We start from the raw sequence: 20,847 nt of genomic DNA, 5'->3' as shown, positions 1-20,847 counted from the left end.
GGCGGTCCGCTTGGCCGCCGCACCACGAGTTCCAGGTCGCGGATCTGAACTTCGTTCCACACGCGCTGCGTGAACAGGTACTGGATCGCATCCATCGCGCGCATCTTGTCGTATGCCGGCGTCCACGATTCCTCGAATCCGAACTGCGCCGGCGAAGCGCTGCCCACCGCCGCGCTACTCGTCTTTTCCGGAATCGTCACGACGATGTTAGCCGCATCGCGGCTATCAGTCGGCGCGAATTTGCGGAGATACCACGCGACCTGCGGCGCCTCGGCAGGAATCATCGCCGCCGACGCCTCCGCAGTGACCGAACTCGCCGCGCGCGCGCATTCTCGCCGCGTCTCAATCGTCGTCGTCGGCGCCGTCCAGAAGAGCAGCGCGTGCCGGTCCCACGGTTTCTCGCTCACGTCGGGCGTCGCATACACAAAATTCGTCATCACCTGGAGATAGATTGTCAGCGCCGCCGCGATTGCGATCGGAATCCGAATCGCTTCCCAGCGAATCGAATCGTGCATCCATTCGAGACCGCAGCCCGCGACCATCGCGAGCGGGATGACCATCGCCACGATCGCATCCGGTCCCGTCGCACCCACGGTGAGAAAGATCCCGACGCTGACGATCGCCCAGATGATCGACCATCGCGCGATCGCGCCCGTAATTCCGCGCGTCACGATCGCGATCAAGCCCACGATCGCCAGCATCGCGATCAGGTATTCATAGAAGCCCAGGATCGGCGCCAGCATCCGCAAGCTGCGCTCGAATCCCGCCGCGTCGATCTTGAACGCTGCGTACACGTCGCGCGGAATCGCAGCCGAAAGCGAATGGGTCATCACGCCGGTCGTCAGCCACACCCACGCAAAAATCGCGACGAAGGTCGTAGTCAGCACGAGCGCGCGGCGCTGCTCCCACCAGATGCGAAAACGCAAGCGGCGATGATCGACCGTCACCAAATCGAACAAGCCGATGAACGCAAGCGCTACGATCGCGGCCGCCAAAGTCGCGTAACCGATCGGATCGCCACTTAGCCAGAGCGCGATTGCGATGCCCAGCACGAATGCCCGCACCGGCGATCGATGCCGCTTCAGGCTGAACGCGAGCGCGACGCTCGCCATCATGAAGGCCATCGAGCAAATCACGCTCGAGCCGCCGCGCGAGAAGTACGCGACACTCGGCGAGATCGCGAGCAAGCCCGCAAATCCCATCGCGCCCGCGCGCCCGAGATATGGACGCATCGCAGCGGCCGCGCCGATCAGTATCAGCGCGCAAACCGCCAGCACGATTCGCGACGTAAAATCGGTCGCGCCGAGCGCCGCGAAAATCCACGCTTGCATAATCTCCGGCCACGACGCGTGCACCCCCGGATGCTCGAATACCGCCACCAATCCATCTTTCGCGAGCGCGTACTCGAGCATCGCGATGCGCGCTGGCGCAGGATCGAGCGGACGCGCTCCCAGAGCTATCAAGCGCGTCGCCACCGCCCAGATCGCGATCGCATACCAGCCGAGATGCTCCGCCGTCACGACGTGCACCGGCCGCGCAAGCCGCTCGTGACTCAGCCTGCGCCGCGCCGGCGTCATCGCGCCATCGATCTCCTCGCGCCGTACCTCCACCTCTGGCCCGAGCGATGACCCCTCCAACGGCTTCGTCTCTATGCTTGCCATCCGCCCCTGCTGCGATTGCGCTCAAGATTCATTGTTCACCGGCTTGCAATGATGCCGTGACTTGCGCGAAACCGTTATGCTGCTTGTTTCGAGTCACGGCCAATGTTCAGGTTTAAGATCAGCACGCGGACCCTGGTCAACGGAGCGTTGTCTTTCCTCGCGCTCGCGGCGATCATCGCGCTTTTTTTCGCCTATCGCGGGCACGCACGCATCGCCGCGCCGCGGCTGCCGATCTCGATCGAGCATCTTCCATATTATGCATTCTGTTCGTTCGATCGCATGCTCGCCGCGTATTTTCTCGCGCTCGTCTTTTCGATCGTTTACGGCATGGCCGCCGCCCGCGGCGGAATTTACGAACGTGTCATGATCCCCGCGATTGACATCGCGCAATCCGTGCCGGTCGTCGGCTTCTTCCCCGCCGCGGTTTATTTTTTCGTCGCGCTCGCCAACGGCAGCCGCTTCGGCGTCGAGATGGCCGCGGTGTTCCTGATTTTCACCAGCCAGGCGTGGAACATGGCGCTCGGCGTGTTCGAGGCGGTCAAAACCATCCCCGCCGATTCCGCCGAAGCGCTCGACGCCTTCGGCGCGCGCGGCTGGCTCAAATTCAAGCGCCTGCTGCTGCCCGCCTGCATGCCGAAGCTCGTCTATAATTCGATCCTGTCGTGGGTCGCCGGATGGTACTTCCTGATCGCCTGCGAAATCATCACGGTCGGCCCCGCCAACTATCATTTGCCCGGGCTCGGCTCCTTCCTGATGGACGCGGCCAATCGCGGCGACAAGGCCGACCTGATCGCGGGATTGCTCGCGCTGCTCGCGATCATCGTCGCGATGGACACGATCGTATGGCAGCCGCTCTCATCGTGGGCCGAAAAGTTCAAGTACGAATTCGCCGCGTCGTCCGGCCCCGCCGCGTCGCTCGGCATGTTCGATGCGCTCGCAGGGATCGGTCCGGCCGTGACGCGGATGCTCCGATTGATCCTGGTTCCGCCGCTCCGCGCGATCTCGAGCGCGATCGAGCGCATCCCGCGCGTGCGGATTCTCTCCGCCGAAGCCTCCAACCGCGCCGCCAGGATCGCCCGCAACACGGTGATCGCGATCGTCGTATTTTTCAGCGGATGGGCGATCGCCGCCGGTCTGCTGGCACTGGCGCGAACCCTCGCGCAGCCGTGGCCCGCCGACGTGCGCCTGATTCCGTCCGCGATCGTCGCCTCCACGATTCGCATGATCCTCGCATATCTCATTTCGCTCGCGTGGACGCTGCCCGTCGCGCTCGCCGCGGGCGAGAGTCCGCGCTTCAATCGCATCCTTTCGCCGGTCGCCGAGATCATCGGCTCGATGCCCGCGACCGCGCTCTTCCCGCTGATCGTTCTCTTCGTCATCCGCGTCACCGGCGGGATGAATCTCGCCTCGATCCTGCTCATCCTCACCGGGATGCAATGGTACCTGCTCTTCAACCTGCTCGCCGGCATCAACCAGGTGCCCGAGGATCTGAAGGAAGCCGCGCGCGCGTTCGGCCTCTCGCGCTTCGCGCGATGGCGCAAACTAACCATCCCCGCGGTCATGCCGTCGCTTATCACCGGCAGCATCACTGCCTGGGGCGGCGGATGGAACGCGCTGATCCTCTCCGAATATTTCGTCTATCAGGGACACACCTACGAAGTGCTCGGACTCGGCGCGCTCCTCGATGCCGCCACGTACAAGACCGGCAACGGCGTGATGATCCTGCTGAGCCTGCTCTCGATGATCGCGGTGGTGATAATGTTGAATCGGCTCATCTGGCGGCGCTTGTACGACATCGCGACAGAGCGCTACAGACTGGACTACTGATTTTTGTGCATCATGTGTGACCCCGACCCACCCGACCCATGGCGTTGCTCGAACTCAAACACGTCTCGAAAAGCTTCGCCCACGCCAAGGGCACGCTCGAGGTGCTACGCGACATCACACTCGACATCGAGGAGGGCGAGTTCATCGCGATCGTCGGTCCGTCTGGATGCGGCAAATCGACGCTGCTGCGCATCATCAACGGCATCGTGCCGCAAACCTCGGGGCAGGTGCTCTACAAGGGCAAGCAGGTCGATGGAATCAATCTCGAGTGCGCGCTGGTCTTCCAGTCGTTCGCCCTGATGCCGTGGTTGTCGGTCAAGGCCAATGTCGAACTCGGACTCGAAGCGCAGGGATTGTCGCTCGTGGAGCGTGAGAAACGCGCGAGCATCTATATCGATAAAGTCGGCCTCGACGGATTCGAGGAGGCGTACCCGCGCGAACTATCCGGCGGGATGAAGCAACGCGTCGGATTCGCGCGCGCGCTCGCAGTCGAGCCCAAGGTGCTGCTGATGGACGAACCGTTCTCCGCGCTCGACGCCCTGACGGCGATCACACTGCGCGAAGAAATGCTCGACATCTGGCAATCGCCCGACATGCCGGTGAAGAATATCATCCTCGTCACCCACATTATCGAGGAGGCAATCGAACTCGCCGATCGCATCATCGTGCTCGCCTCGGGACCTGGCCGCCTCGCCGGTGACTTGAAGGTGGATTTGCCGCGCCCGCGCGATCGCCGCGCCGAGAGTTTCAACCTCTGGACCGACAAGGTCTTCTCGCTGATCGAGGAGCGTGGATAATGCCGTCGGCTGCGATAACTCCAGTCCCCGATTGCGGCATGACGTGGGTCTTCGGCCTGCTCGAATTGCTCGACGATCGCGGCGGCCGCGAGGACGGCTACAAAATCGCGCGCGACCTCAATTTCAAGTTCGGTGATTTGCTCAAGGTGATGAAGGCCGCCGAGATCCTCGGCTTCGTTTCCACTCCCGTCGGCGACGTCGTCCTCGAACCGCTCGGCCGCGCAGTCCTTGACGCCGCCATGAATCAGCGCAAGATCATCGTGCGCGAACGGTTGAAGCAGCACGGACTGTTCAGTTACTTCATTAGATTGCTGCACGGGCAGGAGGATCGATCGCTCAGCAAGGAAATCGTGCTCGAGCATCTCGCGATGCTGCTGCCGACCGAAAAGCCCGAGCGCCAATTCTCGACCATCGTGAACTGGGGTCGCTTTGCCGAGCTGTTCGGCTATAACAAGGATGAGGATCGCTTTTACCTCGACAACGAATAGGCGCGATGCGCGCCGAAGGAGTCCACGCTATGGCTACCGATGCTGAAAAAGTTGTGACCGACTTTTGCAATGCCTGGCCGCGCAAGAACATCGACGAGTTGCTCGGCTTCTTCACCGAGGACGCCGTCTATCACAACATCCCGACCGAGCCGGCGCGCGGCAAAGCCGCAATCCGCGCCACCATCAACACGTTTCTGCCAGGCGCCAAATCGATCGAGTTCAAGATTCTGAAATGCGCCTCGAACGGAAATGTGGTTTTCAACGAGCGCCTCGATATGTTCGATTTGGGCGCCAAGAAAATCACGCTCCCGGTGACCGGCGTGTTCGAGGTTAGCGGCGGCAAAATCAGCGCGTGGCGCGACTATTTCGACATGGCGATGTACACCAAGCAGATGGCGTAATGTTTGGTCCGATGCTGCCGCTCACAAGGTGCCGCGGCCGCTTCGACGTCGAAATATGCATCAAACAAATGTCCTGATGCCTTGGCTGCTGCGGTCGCTTGGGGCGAAACCCAAGCGACCGCACCGCAACTGTGCGCGCCTCGTGCTTTTACTCCGCGCGCACGCCCGTGTCATTCCGAGCGGAGACTGCGTAGCGAGGAATCCCGGATCCTAATACCTCCCCCGTTACGTTACGGGAGAGAGGACGCCGAGTCGCTCTTAAGCGACGAGGTAGGTGAGGGTGCCGCCCGTCGCCCGATACATCACCTCACTCCCCCGTCTCTCACTTTTTTCTTTCCGTCACCCTGAGAGTTTGTGAACTTTTTGTAAGTGAGTGATCTCGCCCACTCCGTCATCCTGAGCAAAGGCTGCCGGAGTCGAAGGATCTCGATCTTCGGCATAGCTGAAAATTACTTTTTCAACCGTCCGCCATGCTACAGAACATAGATGGCATCTGTCGTCACGCACGCCATCATCGGTACCGCCGGTCACATCGATCACGGCAAGACTGCGCTCATCAAGGCGCTCACCGGCCAGGATACCGACCGCCTGAAGGAAGAGAAGGAACGCGGCATCTCGATCGACTTGGGCTTCGCGTATCTGACTCTTCCCGACGGCGCCCGCGCCGGCATCGTTGACGTCCCCGGCCACGAGCGCTTCATCCGCAACATGCTCGCGGGCGCGCACGGGATCGATCTGGTGCTGTTCGCGATCGCCGCCGACGACGGCGTGATGCCGCAAAGCGAGGAGCATCTCGACATCCTGCATCTGCTCGGCGCGCGGCGCGGCATCTTCGTGATCACCAAGGCGGACGTCGTTGACTCGGCGCGGCTTACCGAGGTGCGCGAAGAAATCGAGTTGCTCGCCGACGGCACCACGCTCGCCGCCGCGCCGGTGATTCCGGTTTCGTCGATCACGGGGATGGGCCTCGATCAACTGCGGACTGAAATCGTTCGTCAACTCGACGGCTTTCAGGCGCGGCGCGCCACTGGCATCTTTCGCCTGCCGCTCGATCGAGCATTCGTGATCAAGGGCCACGGCGTGGTCGTCACCGGCACTGCGATGGGCGCCGAAGTCAGGCTCGGACAAAAACTGCGCGTGCTGCCGGGCGGTCACGAGGTGCGCGTCCGCTCGATCCAGGTGCATTCGGAATCGGTCGAAAGCGCTGGCCTTTGCCAGCGCGTGGCGCTCAATCTGACCGGTGCCGAGAAAATCGATCTGGCGCGCGGCGACATGCTCGCCGATGAACGTCTCGACTTCGCGACCTCGCGCTTCGACGCGTGGCTCGAGCTTCGCCCCGCCGCCAAGCGCGCGCTCAAGAGCAACACCCGGGTGCGGCTATTCATCGCGACCGCCGAGACGATCGCGCGCGTGATGGTGCGCGACGAAGCCGGCAGTATCGCGCCGAAATCCGCCGGCCTCGCGCAGTTGATTCCCGATTCGCCCGTCGTCGCGCTCGCCGGCGATCGCTTCGTCATTCGCGACGAAACCAACTCGCGCACCATCGGCGGGGGCGTGGTGCTGAATCCGCTCGCGCGCCGAGTCCGCAAGCCGCGCGACCTCGCGCCCCTCAACGTGCTGCGCGAAAATCTCCTGCGCCGCTCCGAGCAGCATCTTCCGGCTCAACCTCGCCCGCCTTCCGATGCCTCGCCCGCTTTTTTGCGGGAGAGGTCGCCGAAGCGCGTGAGCGATGAGGCGGGTGAGGGTGCTGGATCGCCTGCCACTTCATCATCACCGCGCGATGCACCCGCAATACCCGCGGCCAGCGCCGCCGCGCTCGACGCGCTGCTCGATCTGCAAGACGCCTTCGCGCTCAGCGGGTCGCGCATCGCGACGCTGATGAACATCCCGGTTAAGGAAGCCGAAGCCGCGCTCAAGGATCCGCGCTTCATCAAGCTTTCGATCGGCGACGAAGAGGGTTTCACCACGCGCGCCAAATGGGACCAGCTCAAGCAATTCACGCTCGCTGCTCTCGCAACGCATCATCAGGGCGAGCCGCTGTCGCCGGGGCTCGACATGGAGTCGCTGCGCACGCGATTGCCGTATGAAATCGCGTCGCGCGCCTTTCGGCCGCTGATCGATCGTCTGAGCCGCGAAACCGACATCGTCCGCGAGGAGAGCGTGCTCCGCCTGAAGAGCCACCGCGTGCAACTCGGCGGCGACGCCGGCAAGCTCGGCGCGCATCTCGAGGAACTGCTATCGAAGGCGGAATTTCAGCCGCCCGAACTGAAGCAGATCGCCGAGATCCTGAAGCTCACCCCGAGCGATCTTCCTCGGCTCCGCACCGTGCTCACCGCGATGGAACGCGAAGGCCGCGTGATCAAGGTCGCCACCGATCTTTATTTCAGCCGCGCCGCCGCCGAGTCCGCACGCGCGAAGCTGCTCGAGCATCTGAAGACGCATCCCGAGATCACCGCCGCCTCATTCCGCGATCTACTCGGCGCTTCGCGCAAATTTTCGATCGCGCTGCTCGACTACTTCGATCACGCCGGCGTCACCACTCGCGTCGGCGACGTTCGCCGCCTCCGCAGCCTTCCGTCATCGGAGCCGAAGCCCTGAGCGAAGTCGAACGGGGCAGGCTGGCCGGAGTCGAAGGATGCCGGATCCGGGATTAACCACTTCGTTCGAAATGACCGACGACCCCACAATGTCGCACGCTTGCGCACCGGCGCCAAGGTCATTCTGAGAACGCTGCGCAGTGCGTTCCCGATCCTGATGGTAGCCGCGCTTGCGCACGAAAACCTTTTGGCGCAATTTTCGTGGTTCGAACGCCGGTTTAACTCCCGCGTAGCAAGGGCGGGAGCCCGCCTTCAGTTCGCCGGCTCTCCGATCTGGCTCAGGCAGGGTTGTTTTGTAGTGTGTGCATATGCGGCGACCCTCTTTTTGGTTTTCGCGATTCGGATTTTCCCTGGCAAAACCAGCAAACTGAATGATCTCCGAATGATGAGCGCGTCGTTGGCGGCAGCGTTGTATGCCTTGGGCGCCGCGATGCTCACATCGATTGCCACTACTCGGCCGCTGCGGCGGGAGGAGATCGAAATTTGATTCCGAGTGATTTGCGCCCGCGCTTTACTGCTGGGCGGCGGCTTTGGCCACCGCCGCGGCGACGCGCGCGTCGGCCTTCGCCTGGTTCGACTTCTGCCGCAGTTGCATCAGCATCTGGCGCAGCTTCGCCGGATTCACCGGCTTCTTGAACAGCGCGCCCTCGAGTCCCCGCAAGCGCGATCGCTTAAGGATGTGATCCTTGTCGTAGTAATACGCCGTCATCAGGATCACCGGCAGATTCGGCATCTCTTCCTTGACCTTGAGATAGAAGTCGTAGCCGTCCATCTCAGGCATCACGACGTCCGAAATCACCGCGTCCACCTTGACGTTGCGCAGGATGCCGAATGCGGCCGACGGCCGCGTCGCGCAATTCACGATACATCGCTCGGCGCGCAGAATTTCCGCGAGCGAATTCACCACCGCGATATCGTCGTCGAGCACGATCACAGACATCCCTTCGAGCGGATAGCTCTCGGGCGAGTGCGGGGCTTCGTGAGTCCTTTCCTTGGCGGTCTCGCGCGGCGCCAGGTCGGCCATCCGCTTGCCGGCGAGATAATCGCGCGTTTCGTACTCGCCCTTGCGTGTCATCTCGTCGAGGCGGCGGACGATTGCCTGCACGCGGTCGATCGAATTGCGAATCGAATCGAGCCGTTCGTTCTCGACGACCTTTTCGGCTTCGCTGAGGCGCCCTTCGAGGCATCGCGACAGCAGGTCGAGGTTGTTGATGATCGATTCGAGCGGATTGTTGATTTCGTGCGCCAGGCTGACCGCGATTTCACCGGCCGTCGCGAGTTGTTGCGCGTGACGCATGCGGCGGATATCACGCGCGAAGCCGATCGAGCCGATCTCGTTGCCGTCGTCATCATGGATCAGCGAGCCGGAGATCGTCACCGGGATCATCTCGCCGGCCTTGTTGCGGAAAACCGTCTCGAAGCTCGAGATGCGGACGTTGTCGCCGGCCCGCATCGCTTTCATCACGCGCCGCGCTTCCTCGAGCGACGGATAGATGAGCGTGCAGTTCTGCCCGATGATTTCGTCGGAGCTGTAACCGAGGTTGGTGCGAGCGCCGTCGTTGTAGAAAGTGATCATGCCTTCCTTGTCGACGGCGATAATGATGTCGGGGGCACTCTCCAGCAAGCGCTGGAAATATTTTTTGTCTAGCGGAAACATTGTTAGGTTTGCCTACTGACGATTATACTCTTAGTTAAGAGGGGAAGTTACTTCGGTTCGAGGCGCCGAGGGAACCAGATTTCAATCAGTTGCCCACAGGGCGAGGCGCCTTTCTTTTGAAAAAAGCAAGGAAAACAAAGCATTTTTCATTGAAATCACGCCTGGAGGCAGCTTTCGCCACCCACCCCATCATCCGCCGCGACCGCTCAACTTGAGGCGCGAGGCCGAAATTTCGGTATCGATACGGTTTCGCTCAGCTTTTCGAACACCGCCTCGACCGGCATCCCGCACTTGATTTCGTGCGGCTTGATACCGAGCAGATTCGATACGAACTTGCATCCCTCTTCGAGTTCCACCACGACGACCGCATACGGCACCTCGGTCGCAAACCCCGGATGATAAAGCTGATGCATGATGTTGAAGCTATAGACGGTGCCGCGGCCGCTGACCTGCACCCACTTCGCCTTGGTGGAATTGCACTTCGAGCAGATTTCGTAGGCCGGGAATCTAAGCGCGCCGCATCCGCCGCACTTCTGGATCATCAGGCGCCCTTCGCGCGCACCCGCGAAGAACTCCACCATGTCCGGCGTGATCGAGGGAATCGGCTTGGGAACTGGTTTGCTTTTTTCAGGCATGGTTTCGAGTCTGTTCGCGGAAGGAGCGTCCAACGTGGGTTTGGCCGGCGCGTTTGATATTCAGGCGTGAGAGCCGAGGACCAGCGTCGAATGAGTCGAGAGGATTCCCCCATTGCCCGATACCAGCCCCACCTCATGCTTCGGCACCTGCCGCCTGCCGCCATCGCCGCGGATTTGCACGATCGCCTCGCTGACCGGCGTCATCCCCCACATATAGAACGAGCTTAGCTGGCCGCCGCCGGTATTCACTGGCAGCGTGCCGTTGGGACCGATTTTGCCATCGGCGACGAACGCGCCGCCTTCGCCCTTCTTGCAGTAGCCGTAATCCTCGAGCGTGACGAGCACGGTGAAAGTATAGCAGTCGTAAAGTTCACAAAAATCCACGTCGTTCAGCGAGATGTTCGCCATTTTGAACGCGGTTTTCTTGGCGATCGGCGCGCCCGACACCAAAGTCTCCATCGGATCTCCGCCTGGATGCCCTTGTCCCATCCCGAGCACGTACACCGGCGGCCGCTTCAGATCCTTGGCGCGCTCCGCCGACGTCACGATCACGGCGAGACCGCCGTTCGACACGAGGCAGCAATCGTACAGATGAAACGGCTCGACCACCCATCGCGAGGCGTGGTAATCCGCCATCGACATCGGCGTGTCACAAAACTGCGCGTCGGGATTGAGATTCGCCCACTGACGCTCGGCAACCGCGATCGCGCCCAGATGGTCATTGGTCGTGCCGTAGAGATGCATATGACGCTGCGCGACGAAGGCGTAGTGCGCATTGACGCCGAAGAGTCCGTAGGCCGCATTGACGCCGCGCGCGAAGCCGTAAGCCGCCGCGGATCCAGCACCCTGGGCTTTGTCGGGCGCGGGCGGACGCAGCGGCGCATCGGAGAACACGCCGGCGACGACCTCGGCCATCCCGGCTGCGATCGATTGCGCTGCATGCATGATCATCGCGGCTGCGGTCGCGCCGCCGAGATTCATCGTCGCAGTCAGCCGAAGGTTGGAGAGACCCATCGCCTGTTGGAGGGAGAACGACGCCATCGCGTTGTCGCCCCAGGTCAGTCCGGGGTTGACCAGCAGGCCGTCGAGGTCAGTGCGCTTGAGGCCCGCGTCCTCGAGAGCAAGATTAACGGCCTCGGCCGCAAAGCCCACCGGCCCGGGATGATCGAAGTTCTTGCCCATCCGGGTTTGTCCCAGCCCGGCGATCGCGCATTTGGCTCTGAGTTCCATAGCGCCTATCTCTTACGCTCTTTTAACGAGGGCATCCAGCGCGACGAAGGGCCGATCGGTTCGTATGATTGAAGAGCGCGGGTCCGAAAAAGGAATGGATCAAGGCTCGCGCATTTCGTATTCTATGCGGTCAGTCAGTTGCCAAGCCCTGAAGCTTGAACCTACAATTGGCGTTGGGAGATTCACCAAATGGCGGAGCCACTTAGCTTCGACGCGCTAGCGAGCAGCGAACATGTGCTGTCGAGCGCCGAAAATTTTGTCCTCTACGTGTTGCTCGAAGCAGTTGCCCGCGGCGGGGGCGGCGCAGGCGGCGCGCGAGTTCCGCTGAACCTCGGCGTCGTGATCGATCGCTCGGGCTCGATGTACGACGAGCGGCGGCTCGAGTTCGTGGTCGACGCGGTGAAGTTTCTCGCCGACCATCTGAACGCCGACGACAAGGTGTCGATCGTAGCGTTTGCCGACAAGGCGAAAGTTATGATCACGCCCGAGGCGGCGCGCGACAAAGGCGCGGTGCATCGCGCGATCGATGATATCGATCTGCTCGAAATTGGCGGCGGCACGCAGATGGCGCTCGGGATGCGCGCGGCGATCGATGAGGTGAAAAAAAATCTCAGCTCGGATCGTTTGAATCGCGTGCTGGTGCTGACCGACGGACAAACCTACGAAGAGACCGCATGCCTCGACCTGGTCGAAAAGAATCGCGATCAGATTTCATTTTCGACGATGGGCGTCGGCGTCGAGTTCAACGAGAAATTGCTGCAGCGTCTCGCGCAGGATTCCAACGGCAAGTATCACTTTATCGGCGATCCGGCCGAGATTCCGGGAATCTTCGAAGACGAGTTGCAGGGGCTCCGCGCGGTCACGCTCCGCAACGGCCGAATCGACGTGACGCTGTCGCAAGGCGTGCAGGTGCGCGAGGCATTTCGCGCGTCGCCGGAAATTTACGTGCTGGGATCGCCGCTGGTCGGCGAGGATCGAAAGATCAGCTACGAGATCGGCGACCTGCAGGCGGGCGTGCCGGGATCGGTGTTGCTGACGCTGGTGCTGCCGCCGCGCAAGCCCGGCATGGTGCGAATTCTGCAAAGCAGTTTTCATTACGAAGTTCCAGGCGCCGGCGAGGCGACCGCCAACTGCGATCTCGCCGTCGATTACACGCTCGATCGCACGCTGACGAGCAAGCGCAATGGCCGCGTGATGAACCTCGTTGACCAAGTGTCAATCGCCAAGCTGCAATCGAAAGCTGAAGAGGAACTGAAGGCGGGCAATATCGATCGCGCGACGCGGCTGCTCGGCAACGCACTGCAAGGCACGCAGCGGATGGGCAACGTGAAAGCGACCCAGGCGCTGGCGGGCCTGATGGATCAAATCAAGAAGACGCAGACGCTGCAGACCAGGGCCGCCAAGACGACCTTGCTGCAGGCGCAGGCGGTGGTCAGAAAAACCCAGATGCTCGATCCGGAAGCTTTAAAAGATTTTCAGAAGTCGGAATAGTTTTGTACCTGAATAAGGCCGGAGCAATTACGCTCCGCGCCGACCTGCGAGGACTTAGAAAATGATCAAATGCGGCGAATGCGGCTACGAAAACATGGACGGTCTTGACTACTGCGACGGATGCGGCGCGAAGCTTAACGCGGCGGCCGGCTCAGGTACGACAGCCGCGGCGCCGGCGCCCGCAGAGAGTCTCGCGCCGGCGGCACCCGCCGAGGCAGCGCCGACCGCGCCTGCGCCAGCCGCAGAAGCTCCAGCGGCCGAAGCCGAGGCCGCTGAGATCAAATCGGAAGCTGCGCCATCCGAGGCGCCGACCGGCGAGATCAAGCCGGAAGCAGCACCGGCGCCGGCCACGACGGCCGCGGCAGGCGGAGCGCCGTTCAAGGCGAAACTCGCGATAGTTCGCGGTTCACCTCGCAAGGGCCAGGAGTTCCCGCTCGAAGACGGCAAGAACCTGGTGGGCCGCTGGGATCCAGAGACCGGATCGTTTCCCGAGGTCGATCTCGACGCCGACGACCCCGAGGCCAAGATTTCGCGCAAACACGCGATGCTGATTATCGAGGGTGGCAAGATCACGATCGAGGATACCGGCAGCTTGAATGGCACCTATGTGAATCGCCAGCCGCGGCTCACGCCGGGTATCCCGGTCGAGATCAAGTCGGGCGACGAAGTCATCATCGGAAAAACATTTTTAAAGCTGGTTGTCGAATCGATCTCCTGACCGCCGCCCTCGACCGCGAAGCGGCGGCCGATGCCGCCGCGCGGCGCATTTCGAGAGGCATAGCCAAGCGCGATGAATCCAGGTGAGCAACTCACCGAGGGCCACATGCTTGACGGTCGTTATCGCGTCAGGAAGGTGCTCGGCGCGGGCGGCATGGGCCGCGTTTATCTGGGGAACGACACGCGGTTAGCGAATCGGCCGGTCGCCGTCAAGGAGATGATCCTCGGCGACGGAATTCAGGAAAAGAAAGCGATCGAGGATTTCACGCGCGAGGCGAACGTGCTCGCGCGCCTGTCGCATCAGGGGATTCCGACTCTGATCGATCACTTCGCCGAGAACGGACGCCATTACCTGGTGATGGAATTCGTCGCGGGCGGCGACTTGCAAGCGCTGCTCGACAAGCTCGGGCCGCACGGCAAGCTCTCGGAAGAGAAGGTGCTGCGCTGGGCGCGCCAGATGCTCGACGTGCTCGAATTTCTGCATGGGCAGAAGCCGCCGATCATTTATCGCGATCTCAAGCCCGGCAATATCATGATCGACAAGAGCGGCCGCGCGATGCTGATCGACTTCGGTATCGCGCGCTTCCTGCCGCCCGGCGGACGCGGCACCCAGATCGGATCGATCGGCTACGCGCCGCCCGAGCAATACATGGGCAAGGTCGAGCCGCGCTCGGATCTCTATTCGCTCGCCGCCACGATGCATCATCTGATGACCGGACGCGATCCCCAGCTCGAGCCGCCGTTCAGTTTTCCGCTGCTTCGGAGCCTCGCGCCGGAAATATCGCATCAGACGGCCGAAGTGGTGATGAACGCGCTCGAGAAGGACGTGACCAAGCGGCCGGCGTCGGCCAAGGCGATGCTGCGGGCGCTGCCTGAGCCGCCGCGCGAAAATATCACTTCCGGTTCGAGCACGGCGGCGTCGTACACACCGTCGGCGATCAGCACGTCGCCGACCGCCGATCTGAAAAGGAATGCGCCTGCGCCGCAAAGCTACTCGCCGCCGTCGCGAGCGCCGACGCCCGCTCCGCGGCCGCGATCCGCGCCGATTCAATCGCCAGCGCCGTGGCGTCCGCGTCCTGCGTCACCGGCCTCGAATGCGCCGACGATCGTGCTGAGCGAGCCGATCGCAGTACCATCCGTGGAACCTGGGAGTGCGGCGAAAGCCGCGATACCGCCGCTCAGGCGTGCGCTCGAACTGACAGAGCGCGCGCGGAGTTTGATTGAGCGGGGACTAAGCTCGCTGACGAATCAGAATTCGGCGCCGGCGACGTCTCCCACCGCCAAGACCCAGGACTTGAAGCCGCACCCGGCGACGCCCTCGAGCGGCGCGTCGCGACCTGCGCCGCGAGCTTCGAGCGGGCCGCGGAGTTCGCAGTCGAATCCCGTGCGCGCGCCGTCGCCGCAACCGGCGAAATCGCCGGGCGTAGTACCAGTGAAGGCCGCCGCCAATGGCGCGGTCGCGGCAAAAGCGGCCGCCAGATTGATCGCGCGCGGCGAAGACGTGGAATTTGGCATTTTCGGCACGCGAGCGGTTATCGGGCGGTCGCAACAGCCGTCGGACGAGCTCGATATCGATCTGAAGCGGCTTGCACGCGGAGCGGAGCGCGTGTCGCGCCGCCACGCCGAGATAGTTCAGCGCGGCGCCGATTTTTTCATCCGCGATCTTGGCAGCCTGAACGGCACTTATATCGCCGGGCGCGGCCGGCTGGGACGCGACCAACTGTACAAATTGAACGATCGCGATCAGGTGGTGTTCGGTAGTGCTATACTGCAATTTCGACGAGGGTAGCGGGGCATGATCACCTGTCCTGAATGCGGGCAAGCGGCGCCGGACGACGCCAAATTTTGCGATCGTTGCGGACAGGGCCTTGCGGGCGCATCGAGCGCGCCGCCACCGCGGACGCGTCCCGCGCCGATGCTCGCGGGTGCGAGGTTGAAGGCGGGAATCGAGATCGTCGAGCTGACCGGACAGACTTCGATCGAGAATCGCTACCGCGCAAGGCGCGAGCTCGGCGGCGCGGTCGAGACGATCGTGTTGCGAGAGCGGTTCGGACCCGAACCGGCGGAGGCCGAAGCCGAGAATCCGCAGCCTGAGGCGACGCTTGCTCCGCCGCCGCCCGCTCCAGAAGATCCGAACGGCCCGCGCGCCAAGACCGCCGAACTCAGGCCGCTGGCGCCGCAGCCGAATGGATCGGCGACGCCATCCGCGACCATTGCGGACGTTGCTCCGATTGCCGAGACGGCCGCGCCGCAGGAATCAGAGTCCCATCAGGCGGTTGAGATCCTCGAAGAGCCGAATGCAGCGCCGGAACATCCGACGATCGTCGCCACCGAGTCCGCCAGCGCCGCCGACTTCCAGAATGCCGATGAGCCGGAGTCTCAAAGCGCCGACGGAGCTTCCGCCAGTTCCAATGGCGCGAATGTAGCGGCGGCCACGGCCGAAATTCCTGCCGAGACCGCAGTCGAAGCGCAACACGAGGAGCCGCCGCCGCAAGGATCGGATGATCTCGGCGAGGTCTTCGGCCGCGTGCTCGCCCTGTCACAGACGATCACGCATCCGGCGTATCTGCGCGCGTCCGACGGATTCGTCGAAGGCGATCGCGCCTACCTGGTTTATCCTGATCAGCAATTGAAGCCGATTCGAGCGTCGGTGAAAGGCGCACCCCCGCTCAGCGAGGCCGACGCGATCGCATACGGCGTGCAGCTATGCCAGGCGATCGGATTTATGCATCGCCGCGGCCTCCGCGTGAATGACATCTGCCCCGAATCGGTCGCGCTCGGCGGCAACGGACGCCCGATGCTCACGGGACTCGACTATGTGACCAACGACAACGAGTTGCAAAGCGAGCCGATCTTCAACGACGGCTACACCGCGCCTGAGATTTATCGCGGCAAGAAGGCCGACAAGCGGGCCGACGTGTTTTCGGCGGGCGCGCTGATCTACACGTGGCTGACGGGCGAGCGAATCCCGAGCGAGAGCTGGCGCGAAGAGGGCGGCCCGGTGCGATTCTATCCGCCGCACGTCGTGGCGCCGCGCCTCGAGCAGGCGGTCCGCCGCGCGATTGCATTCAGTCCCGCCGACCGTTTCGCGAATATCGACGAATTCAAGGCCGAGTTGATCCAGGCCGGCGGCCCGATTCGGCTGCGCGCCGCTGCGATGACCGACGTCGGGCGAGTGCGCGAGCACAATGAAGATTCGGTGCTGGCGGTCGAGTATTCGCGCGAATCGATGATCGAGCCGGACGCGAGCTACCTCTACGTCGTCGCGGACGGGATGGGCGGCGCAGAGGCCGGTGAAATGGCGTCGGCAATTGCCGTAAAAACGATCCGCGACTATGTTGAAAGCCGGCTGAGCAGTAGCGCAAAGGAAGGCGAGGCGCCGGCATTGCTCGCGGGAGCGCTCGAGGAAGCAAATACCAGGATTATCGAATATGTTGCGAGTCGCCCGGAATCTCGCGGTATGGGATCCACTGGCGTTTGCGCGTTGATCGCGCTACCCGACGCCGCGATCGCGTGGGTCGGGGACAGCCGCGCCTACGTGATGGACGGACCTGCGCTCAGGCAGGTGACGCGCGACCATTCGCTGGTGCAGCGATTGGTCGAGATCGGCCAGATCACCGCCGACGAGGCGCGCACCCACGAGCACAAAAACGTGATCACGCGCTCGCTCGGCGCGCGCCAGAGCGGGCCCGCGGGCGCAGAATCGCTCTCGCTAAAGCTGAAGCGCGGTGACAAGCTGATGCTCTGCAGCGACGGCTTGACGGCGCACGTCGAGGACCATCAGATTCAGGAAATTCTCGCGCGTCATCGCGACCCGTTCGACGCGGCGCGCGAATTGATCGTCGCAGCCAACACGGGCGGAGGAACCGATAACATCACAGTGGTGGTTGTATTTGCTGGTTAGTTGCGAATGACCTGATTCGCCGCCGACTTTTTTCATCGTCACAATGCCGAACGATCCCAAATCACCCTCCCAGCCGCTGGCCGGTCCGCTCGAGTCCGGCACCGTGTTGCAGGGCCGCTATGCGATCGCAAAGCTGCTCGGCGGCGGCGGGATGGGCGTGGTGTATCTCGCGCGCGATCAGCGCCTTGCGAATCGCCCCTGCGCGATCAAGGAGATGGTCGATCATTTCATCGATCCGCAGCAGCGGATCGAGGCCAACGAATATTTTGCGCGCGAGGCCGACACGCTCGCGCAATTGAAGCATCAGGCGATCCCGGCGATTACGGATCGGTTCGAGATTCAGAATCGCCACTACCTGGTGATGGAGTACGTCGAGGGCCGCAACCTCGAAGAGGAACTCGCCGCGCGCGGCGAGCCGCTGCCCGAGGGCCTGGTGATCGATGTCGCGCGCCAGCTATCCGACGTGCTGGCGTATCTGCACGGGCTGCAGCCGCCGATTATCTACCGCGACATGAAGCCGTCCAACGTGATGCTGAATCCGAACGGGCGCGTGGTGCTGGTCGATTTCGGAATTGCGCGGCTGTTCAAGGCGGCGCGCAAGGGCACGATGATCGGCACGCTCGGCTTCGCGCCGCCGGAGCAATACCAGGGACAGGTCGATCCGCGCAGCGACATCTACTCGCTCGGCGCGACGCTGCATTACGTGCTGACTGGGCGCGATCCCGAGAAGTATCCGCCGTTCAGCTTCCCGCCGGTGCGCGATCTGCGCCCGGCCGTATCGAGCAATCTCGCCGGCGCGATCGACGCTGCGCTCGCCTACGAGATGAACGGACGGCCGTCGTCGATTCAGGAATTCCGCGACATGATGCTCTACGGGCGCGGACTGTCACATACCGGTGCGCGCGGCGTCAGTTCCACAGATGGTACGGGTGGATTGACGCTGCCGCCGGAGCCCGACTTCGACGACCGCCGCTATGACGATCTGCCGATCGTGCATCGCAAGCCCAGGAGCGCGCTCCGCCGCACGATCGGATTGATGGTGTTTTTGATCGTGCTCGGCGGCGGCGCATTCGGCGCGACTTATCTCTACTCGAGTACCGAGCTGCAGATTCGGCTCGGCGTCAAGCCGCTGATCGATTCGCTGCCGTGGAAGCACGAGCAACTGGTTTCGCGGGCGCGGGAGAATCCGCTCGAGTTCCAGCAGATGACGCTGGCGCTCTCGACGCGCGAGGGCACGGTCGTCGCGCCGCCGCAATCGACCTTCAAGGATACGGAACTGACCAACGCGCGCTATCTCAAGTGGACCGCGAGCTTCAAGAATTTGCTCGCGGGGCTGGACGGCAGCGAGCAGAAGGTCGAGGCGAGGTTCTTCGATCCGGCGGGCTTGCAGATTGCGTCCAGCGGCGCGCAGCAGTTTGTCGGCCCGTCGCAAACGATCGCCGACTTCAGCGGCGTCGCGCTGATGCCCACCATGACCGAGAAGCCGCCGGGCAACTACAAGGTCGCGCTCTATTCGGACGATCGCTTGCTCGCGCAGCAGGCCTTTATCGTGAGCCAGGATACCAGCGCGAAGACTGCCGCGGCAGCGGCCGAGGCGGCAGTGGCGGCAGCGGCGAAAGCCGAAGAAAAACGCCGCGTGGACGAATCGCGCAAGCTCGCGATGATCGAGCAGCGCCGCCTCAAGCCGCTCGAACTCCGCAATATCGAGTTCCTCAACACCACCAAGACCGGCACTGCGATCTCGGGCGCGACCACCGAGTTCGACGCGTCGAAAGTGCTGTTCGTCGGATGGCAGGCGACGTTCGACAATCGGCTTTACAAGCTCGAAGCGAATCAGTACCGCGTCGATGCGGCCTATATCGGCGCGGACGGACGCACGCTCGGCAGCGTGAATGACTTCCAGCCGGTATCGCCGAGCATGAAGACGGTCACCTTCAGCGGACGCGTCGGCAACTCGCGCGGGGGAGCGTTCCTGCCGGGCACCTACACCGTCAATTTTTACTTGAACGGACAATATTTCAGCGAGAAAAAATTCCGCGTGGTGGCCGATGCGGGCGGTCCGTACGCGTCGTATCCGGGCAGCGGCGGCGCGATCGGACGGAGCACCGGCGGCAGTTCATCTTCAGGATCGTCGAGCTCTGGATCGGGATCGTCGAGCATGCTCGGGCCGACGCTCGCGACCGGCACGATCTCGGGACTCCGGCGCGGCGGCAGTCCCGCGCTCGAACTTAGACTTCGCCCGCAGCCCAATGGCTTCCTGCACGGCGAGATGGTGATCAAGTCGTCAGGCTACGGACTCACGCCGATCGAGGGCTTCGTCCGCGGCAGTCATCTGCAGTTCCAGGTTCCGTATGGCACCGAGACGTACTACTTCGAAGGACAGCGCCGCAGCGACGAACTGAGCGGCACCTTCGAATCGACGCCGTCGGGCGAGCGCGGCACTTGGACCGCGCAGGCGAACTGATCGCGACGCACCGATTTGATCGATTGTTGCGTCATATTTCCCGCGCTTCCGATTTGAGCTTGAACCCGCTTCAGGCACGCGCAATGCTGTCAGTGCATCATGGCCAGTAATGTCTCCAGCGAGAAATTGCTCTTCTATGCGGCGGCGGGCGGCCTCGGCGGGTTCGCCGCGTGGGGCGTCTCCGAGCCGATCCTTGGAATTCATTCCGTTTACGTCCGCGGCGTCCTGTTCGGGGCTTTGATCGGCGCTTTAATCAGCGCTTTTCTGGCCTCGATCGAGACTTTGAGCGTCGGCCAGTGGCGACAAGGTATTCGCCGCTTCGTTGTGGGTGGAATAATTGGCGCGCTGGGCGGAGCGCTCGGACTGTTTGTCGGCGAGTTAGCCTTCGATTACCTGATCCGGGGTGGATTTGTCGGACGAATCCTCGGATGGTCGGTGTTAGGAATCGCGGTCGGACTCGGCGTCGGCTCCGCGTTCGGATCGGCCGCGCGCAGGCGCAACGGCGCGATCGGCGGCCTGCTCGGCGGTGCGCTGGGCGGCTTTGTCTATCACACCCTGACCAGCACGTTTCCACAGGCGTTCGGCCGCGCGATAGCGATCATCGTCCTGGGCGCGCTGATCGGATTTTTCATCGGCCTGGTCGGCGAATTGCTCAAACGCGGATGGCTGATGGTCGTCCGCAGCCAGAGCCGTAACGCACGCGAGGGCCGCGAGTATCCGCTCAGCAAGCCGGTGACAATTATCGGCCGCGCCGAGGAGAGCGATATCGGGCTCTTCGGCGACCAAGCCGTGCTGGGGCGTCACGCGATAATCCGCCGCGAAGGCAAAAACTTCGTGATCAATTCGACCAGCGGCGGCCAGATCTTCGTCAACAGCCAGCCGATCGCGGGCCGGGTCGCATTGAAAAGCGGCGACCGGCTCGAAATCGGCGGCACGCTGTTTCTCTTCCGCGAACGGTCGCAGGTAGCGGCTCGATAA

16 protein-coding genes are annotated in these 20,847 nt (G+C 62.8%); 12 read left to right on the top strand and 4 right to left on the bottom strand.

The genetic code is table 11. The features are described 5' to 3' along the window. The coding region (locus Q7S58_RS09270) for a hypothetical protein (RefSeq protein ID WP_304823934.1) at window positions 1-1,661 on the bottom strand (1,661 nt) is incomplete at its 3' end. 102 nt (window positions 1,662-1,763) lie between these two features. On the opposite strand from Q7S58_RS09270, the gene Q7S58_RS09265 reads away from it, so the two are divergent. The 6 genes from Q7S58_RS09265 to Q7S58_RS09240 all read left to right on the top strand — a co-directional run bounded on the left by Q7S58_RS09265 (window position 1,764) and on the right by Q7S58_RS09240 (window position 8,258). Continuing rightward, the gene (locus tag Q7S58_RS09265) at window positions 1,764-3,488 is read left to right on the top strand and encodes an ABC transporter permease subunit (protein ID WP_304823931.1); all 1,725 of its coding nucleotides are present in this window, start codon (window positions 1,764-1,766) and stop codon (window positions 3,486-3,488) included. 38 nt (window positions 3,489-3,526) lie between these two features. Further along, entirely contained in the window at window positions 3,527-4,285 is a 759-nt protein-coding gene (locus Q7S58_RS09260) for an ABC transporter ATP-binding protein (protein WP_304823928.1), read from the top strand. Continuing rightward, window positions 4,285-4,773 carry an AAA-associated domain-containing protein gene (locus Q7S58_RS09255; RefSeq protein WP_304823924.1) on the top strand — a complete coding sequence of 163 codons (489 nt, stop codon included), beginning with the start codon at window positions 4,285-4,287 and terminating at the stop codon, window positions 4,771-4,773. Before Q7S58_RS09260 ends, Q7S58_RS09255 begins: the two co-directional genes overlap by 1 nt. A 29-nt stretch (window positions 4,774-4,802) precedes the next feature. Next, window positions 4,803-5,174, top strand: a complete 372-nt coding sequence (locus tag Q7S58_RS09250; RefSeq protein ID WP_304823921.1) for a limonene-1,2-epoxide hydrolase family protein — start codon at window positions 4,803-4,805, stop codon at window positions 5,172-5,174. Window positions 5,175-5,660: 486 nt separating this feature from the next. Further along, window positions 5,661-7,772: a selenocysteine-specific translation elongation factor gene (gene selB, locus Q7S58_RS09245; RefSeq protein WP_304823918.1), complete on the top strand. Its 2,112-nt coding sequence runs from the start codon at window positions 5,661-5,663 to the stop codon at window positions 7,770-7,772. 99 nt (window positions 7,773-7,871) lie between these two features. Beyond that, window positions 7,872-8,258, top strand: coding sequence for a hypothetical protein (locus Q7S58_RS09240; RefSeq protein ID WP_304823915.1), 387 nt, complete (start codon window positions 7,872-7,874; stop codon window positions 8,256-8,258). A 24-nt stretch (window positions 8,259-8,282) separates the two neighbouring features. Here Q7S58_RS09240 and Q7S58_RS09235 read toward each other — a convergent pair whose 3' ends face one another. From Q7S58_RS09235 to Q7S58_RS09225, 3 genes are all read right to left on the bottom strand, one after another. Continuing rightward, window positions 8,283-9,428, bottom strand: a complete 1,146-nt coding sequence (locus Q7S58_RS09235; protein WP_304823912.1) for a hybrid sensor histidine kinase/response regulator — start codon at window positions 9,426-9,428, stop codon at window positions 8,283-8,285. 206 nt (window positions 9,429-9,634) lie between these two features. Next, window positions 9,635-10,063: a Zn-ribbon domain-containing OB-fold protein gene (locus tag Q7S58_RS09230; RefSeq protein ID WP_304823909.1), complete on the bottom strand. Its 429-nt coding sequence runs from the start codon at window positions 10,061-10,063 to the stop codon at window positions 9,635-9,637. 60 nt (window positions 10,064-10,123) lie between these two features. Continuing rightward, the gene (locus tag Q7S58_RS09225) at window positions 10,124-11,293 is read right to left on the bottom strand and encodes a thiolase family protein (protein ID WP_304823905.1); all 1,170 of its coding nucleotides are present in this window, start codon (window positions 11,291-11,293) and stop codon (window positions 10,124-10,126) included. Window positions 11,294-11,482: 189 nt separating this feature from the next. Here Q7S58_RS09225 and Q7S58_RS09220 point away from each other — a divergent pair, with 189 nt between their 5' ends. The 6 genes from Q7S58_RS09220 (at window position 11,483) to Q7S58_RS09195 (ending at window position 20,847) form a co-directional block, all read left to right on the top strand. Further along, window positions 11,483-12,784 carry a VWA domain-containing protein gene (locus Q7S58_RS09220; protein WP_304823902.1) on the top strand — a complete coding sequence of 434 codons (1,302 nt, stop codon included), beginning with the start codon at window positions 11,483-11,485 and terminating at the stop codon, window positions 12,782-12,784. A gap of 61 nt (window positions 12,785-12,845) precedes the next feature. Next, the gene (locus Q7S58_RS09215; protein WP_304823899.1) at window positions 12,846-13,502 is read left to right on the top strand and encodes an FHA domain-containing protein; all 657 of its coding nucleotides are present in this window, start codon (window positions 12,846-12,848) and stop codon (window positions 13,500-13,502) included. 72 nt (window positions 13,503-13,574) lie between these two features. Next, window positions 13,575-15,290: a protein kinase gene (locus tag Q7S58_RS09210; RefSeq protein ID WP_304823896.1), complete on the top strand. Its 1,716-nt coding sequence runs from the start codon at window positions 13,575-13,577 to the stop codon at window positions 15,288-15,290. Window positions 15,291-15,296: 6 nt separating this feature from the next. After that, entirely contained in the window at window positions 15,297-17,405 is a 2,109-nt protein-coding gene (locus Q7S58_RS09205) for a Stp1/IreP family PP2C-type Ser/Thr phosphatase (RefSeq protein ID WP_304823893.1), read from the top strand. Between the two features lie 43 nt (window positions 17,406-17,448). Further along, window positions 17,449-19,869 (top strand): protein kinase, encoded by a 2,421-nt coding sequence (locus Q7S58_RS09200; protein WP_304823891.1) that lies wholly within the window; start codon window positions 17,449-17,451, stop codon window positions 19,867-19,869. A gap of 99 nt (window positions 19,870-19,968) precedes the next feature. Beyond that, window positions 19,969-20,847 (top strand): FHA domain-containing protein, encoded by an 879-nt coding sequence (locus Q7S58_RS09195; protein ID WP_304823888.1) that lies wholly within the window; start codon window positions 19,969-19,971, stop codon window positions 20,845-20,847.

The organism is Candidatus Binatus sp. (genome assembly GCF_030646925.1).
Lineage (GTDB): Bacteria > Desulfobacterota > Binatia > Binatales > Binataceae > Binatus.
Note: the sequence above shows the minus strand (reverse complement) of the source record. Positions and strands in the feature narration are given on the sequence as shown.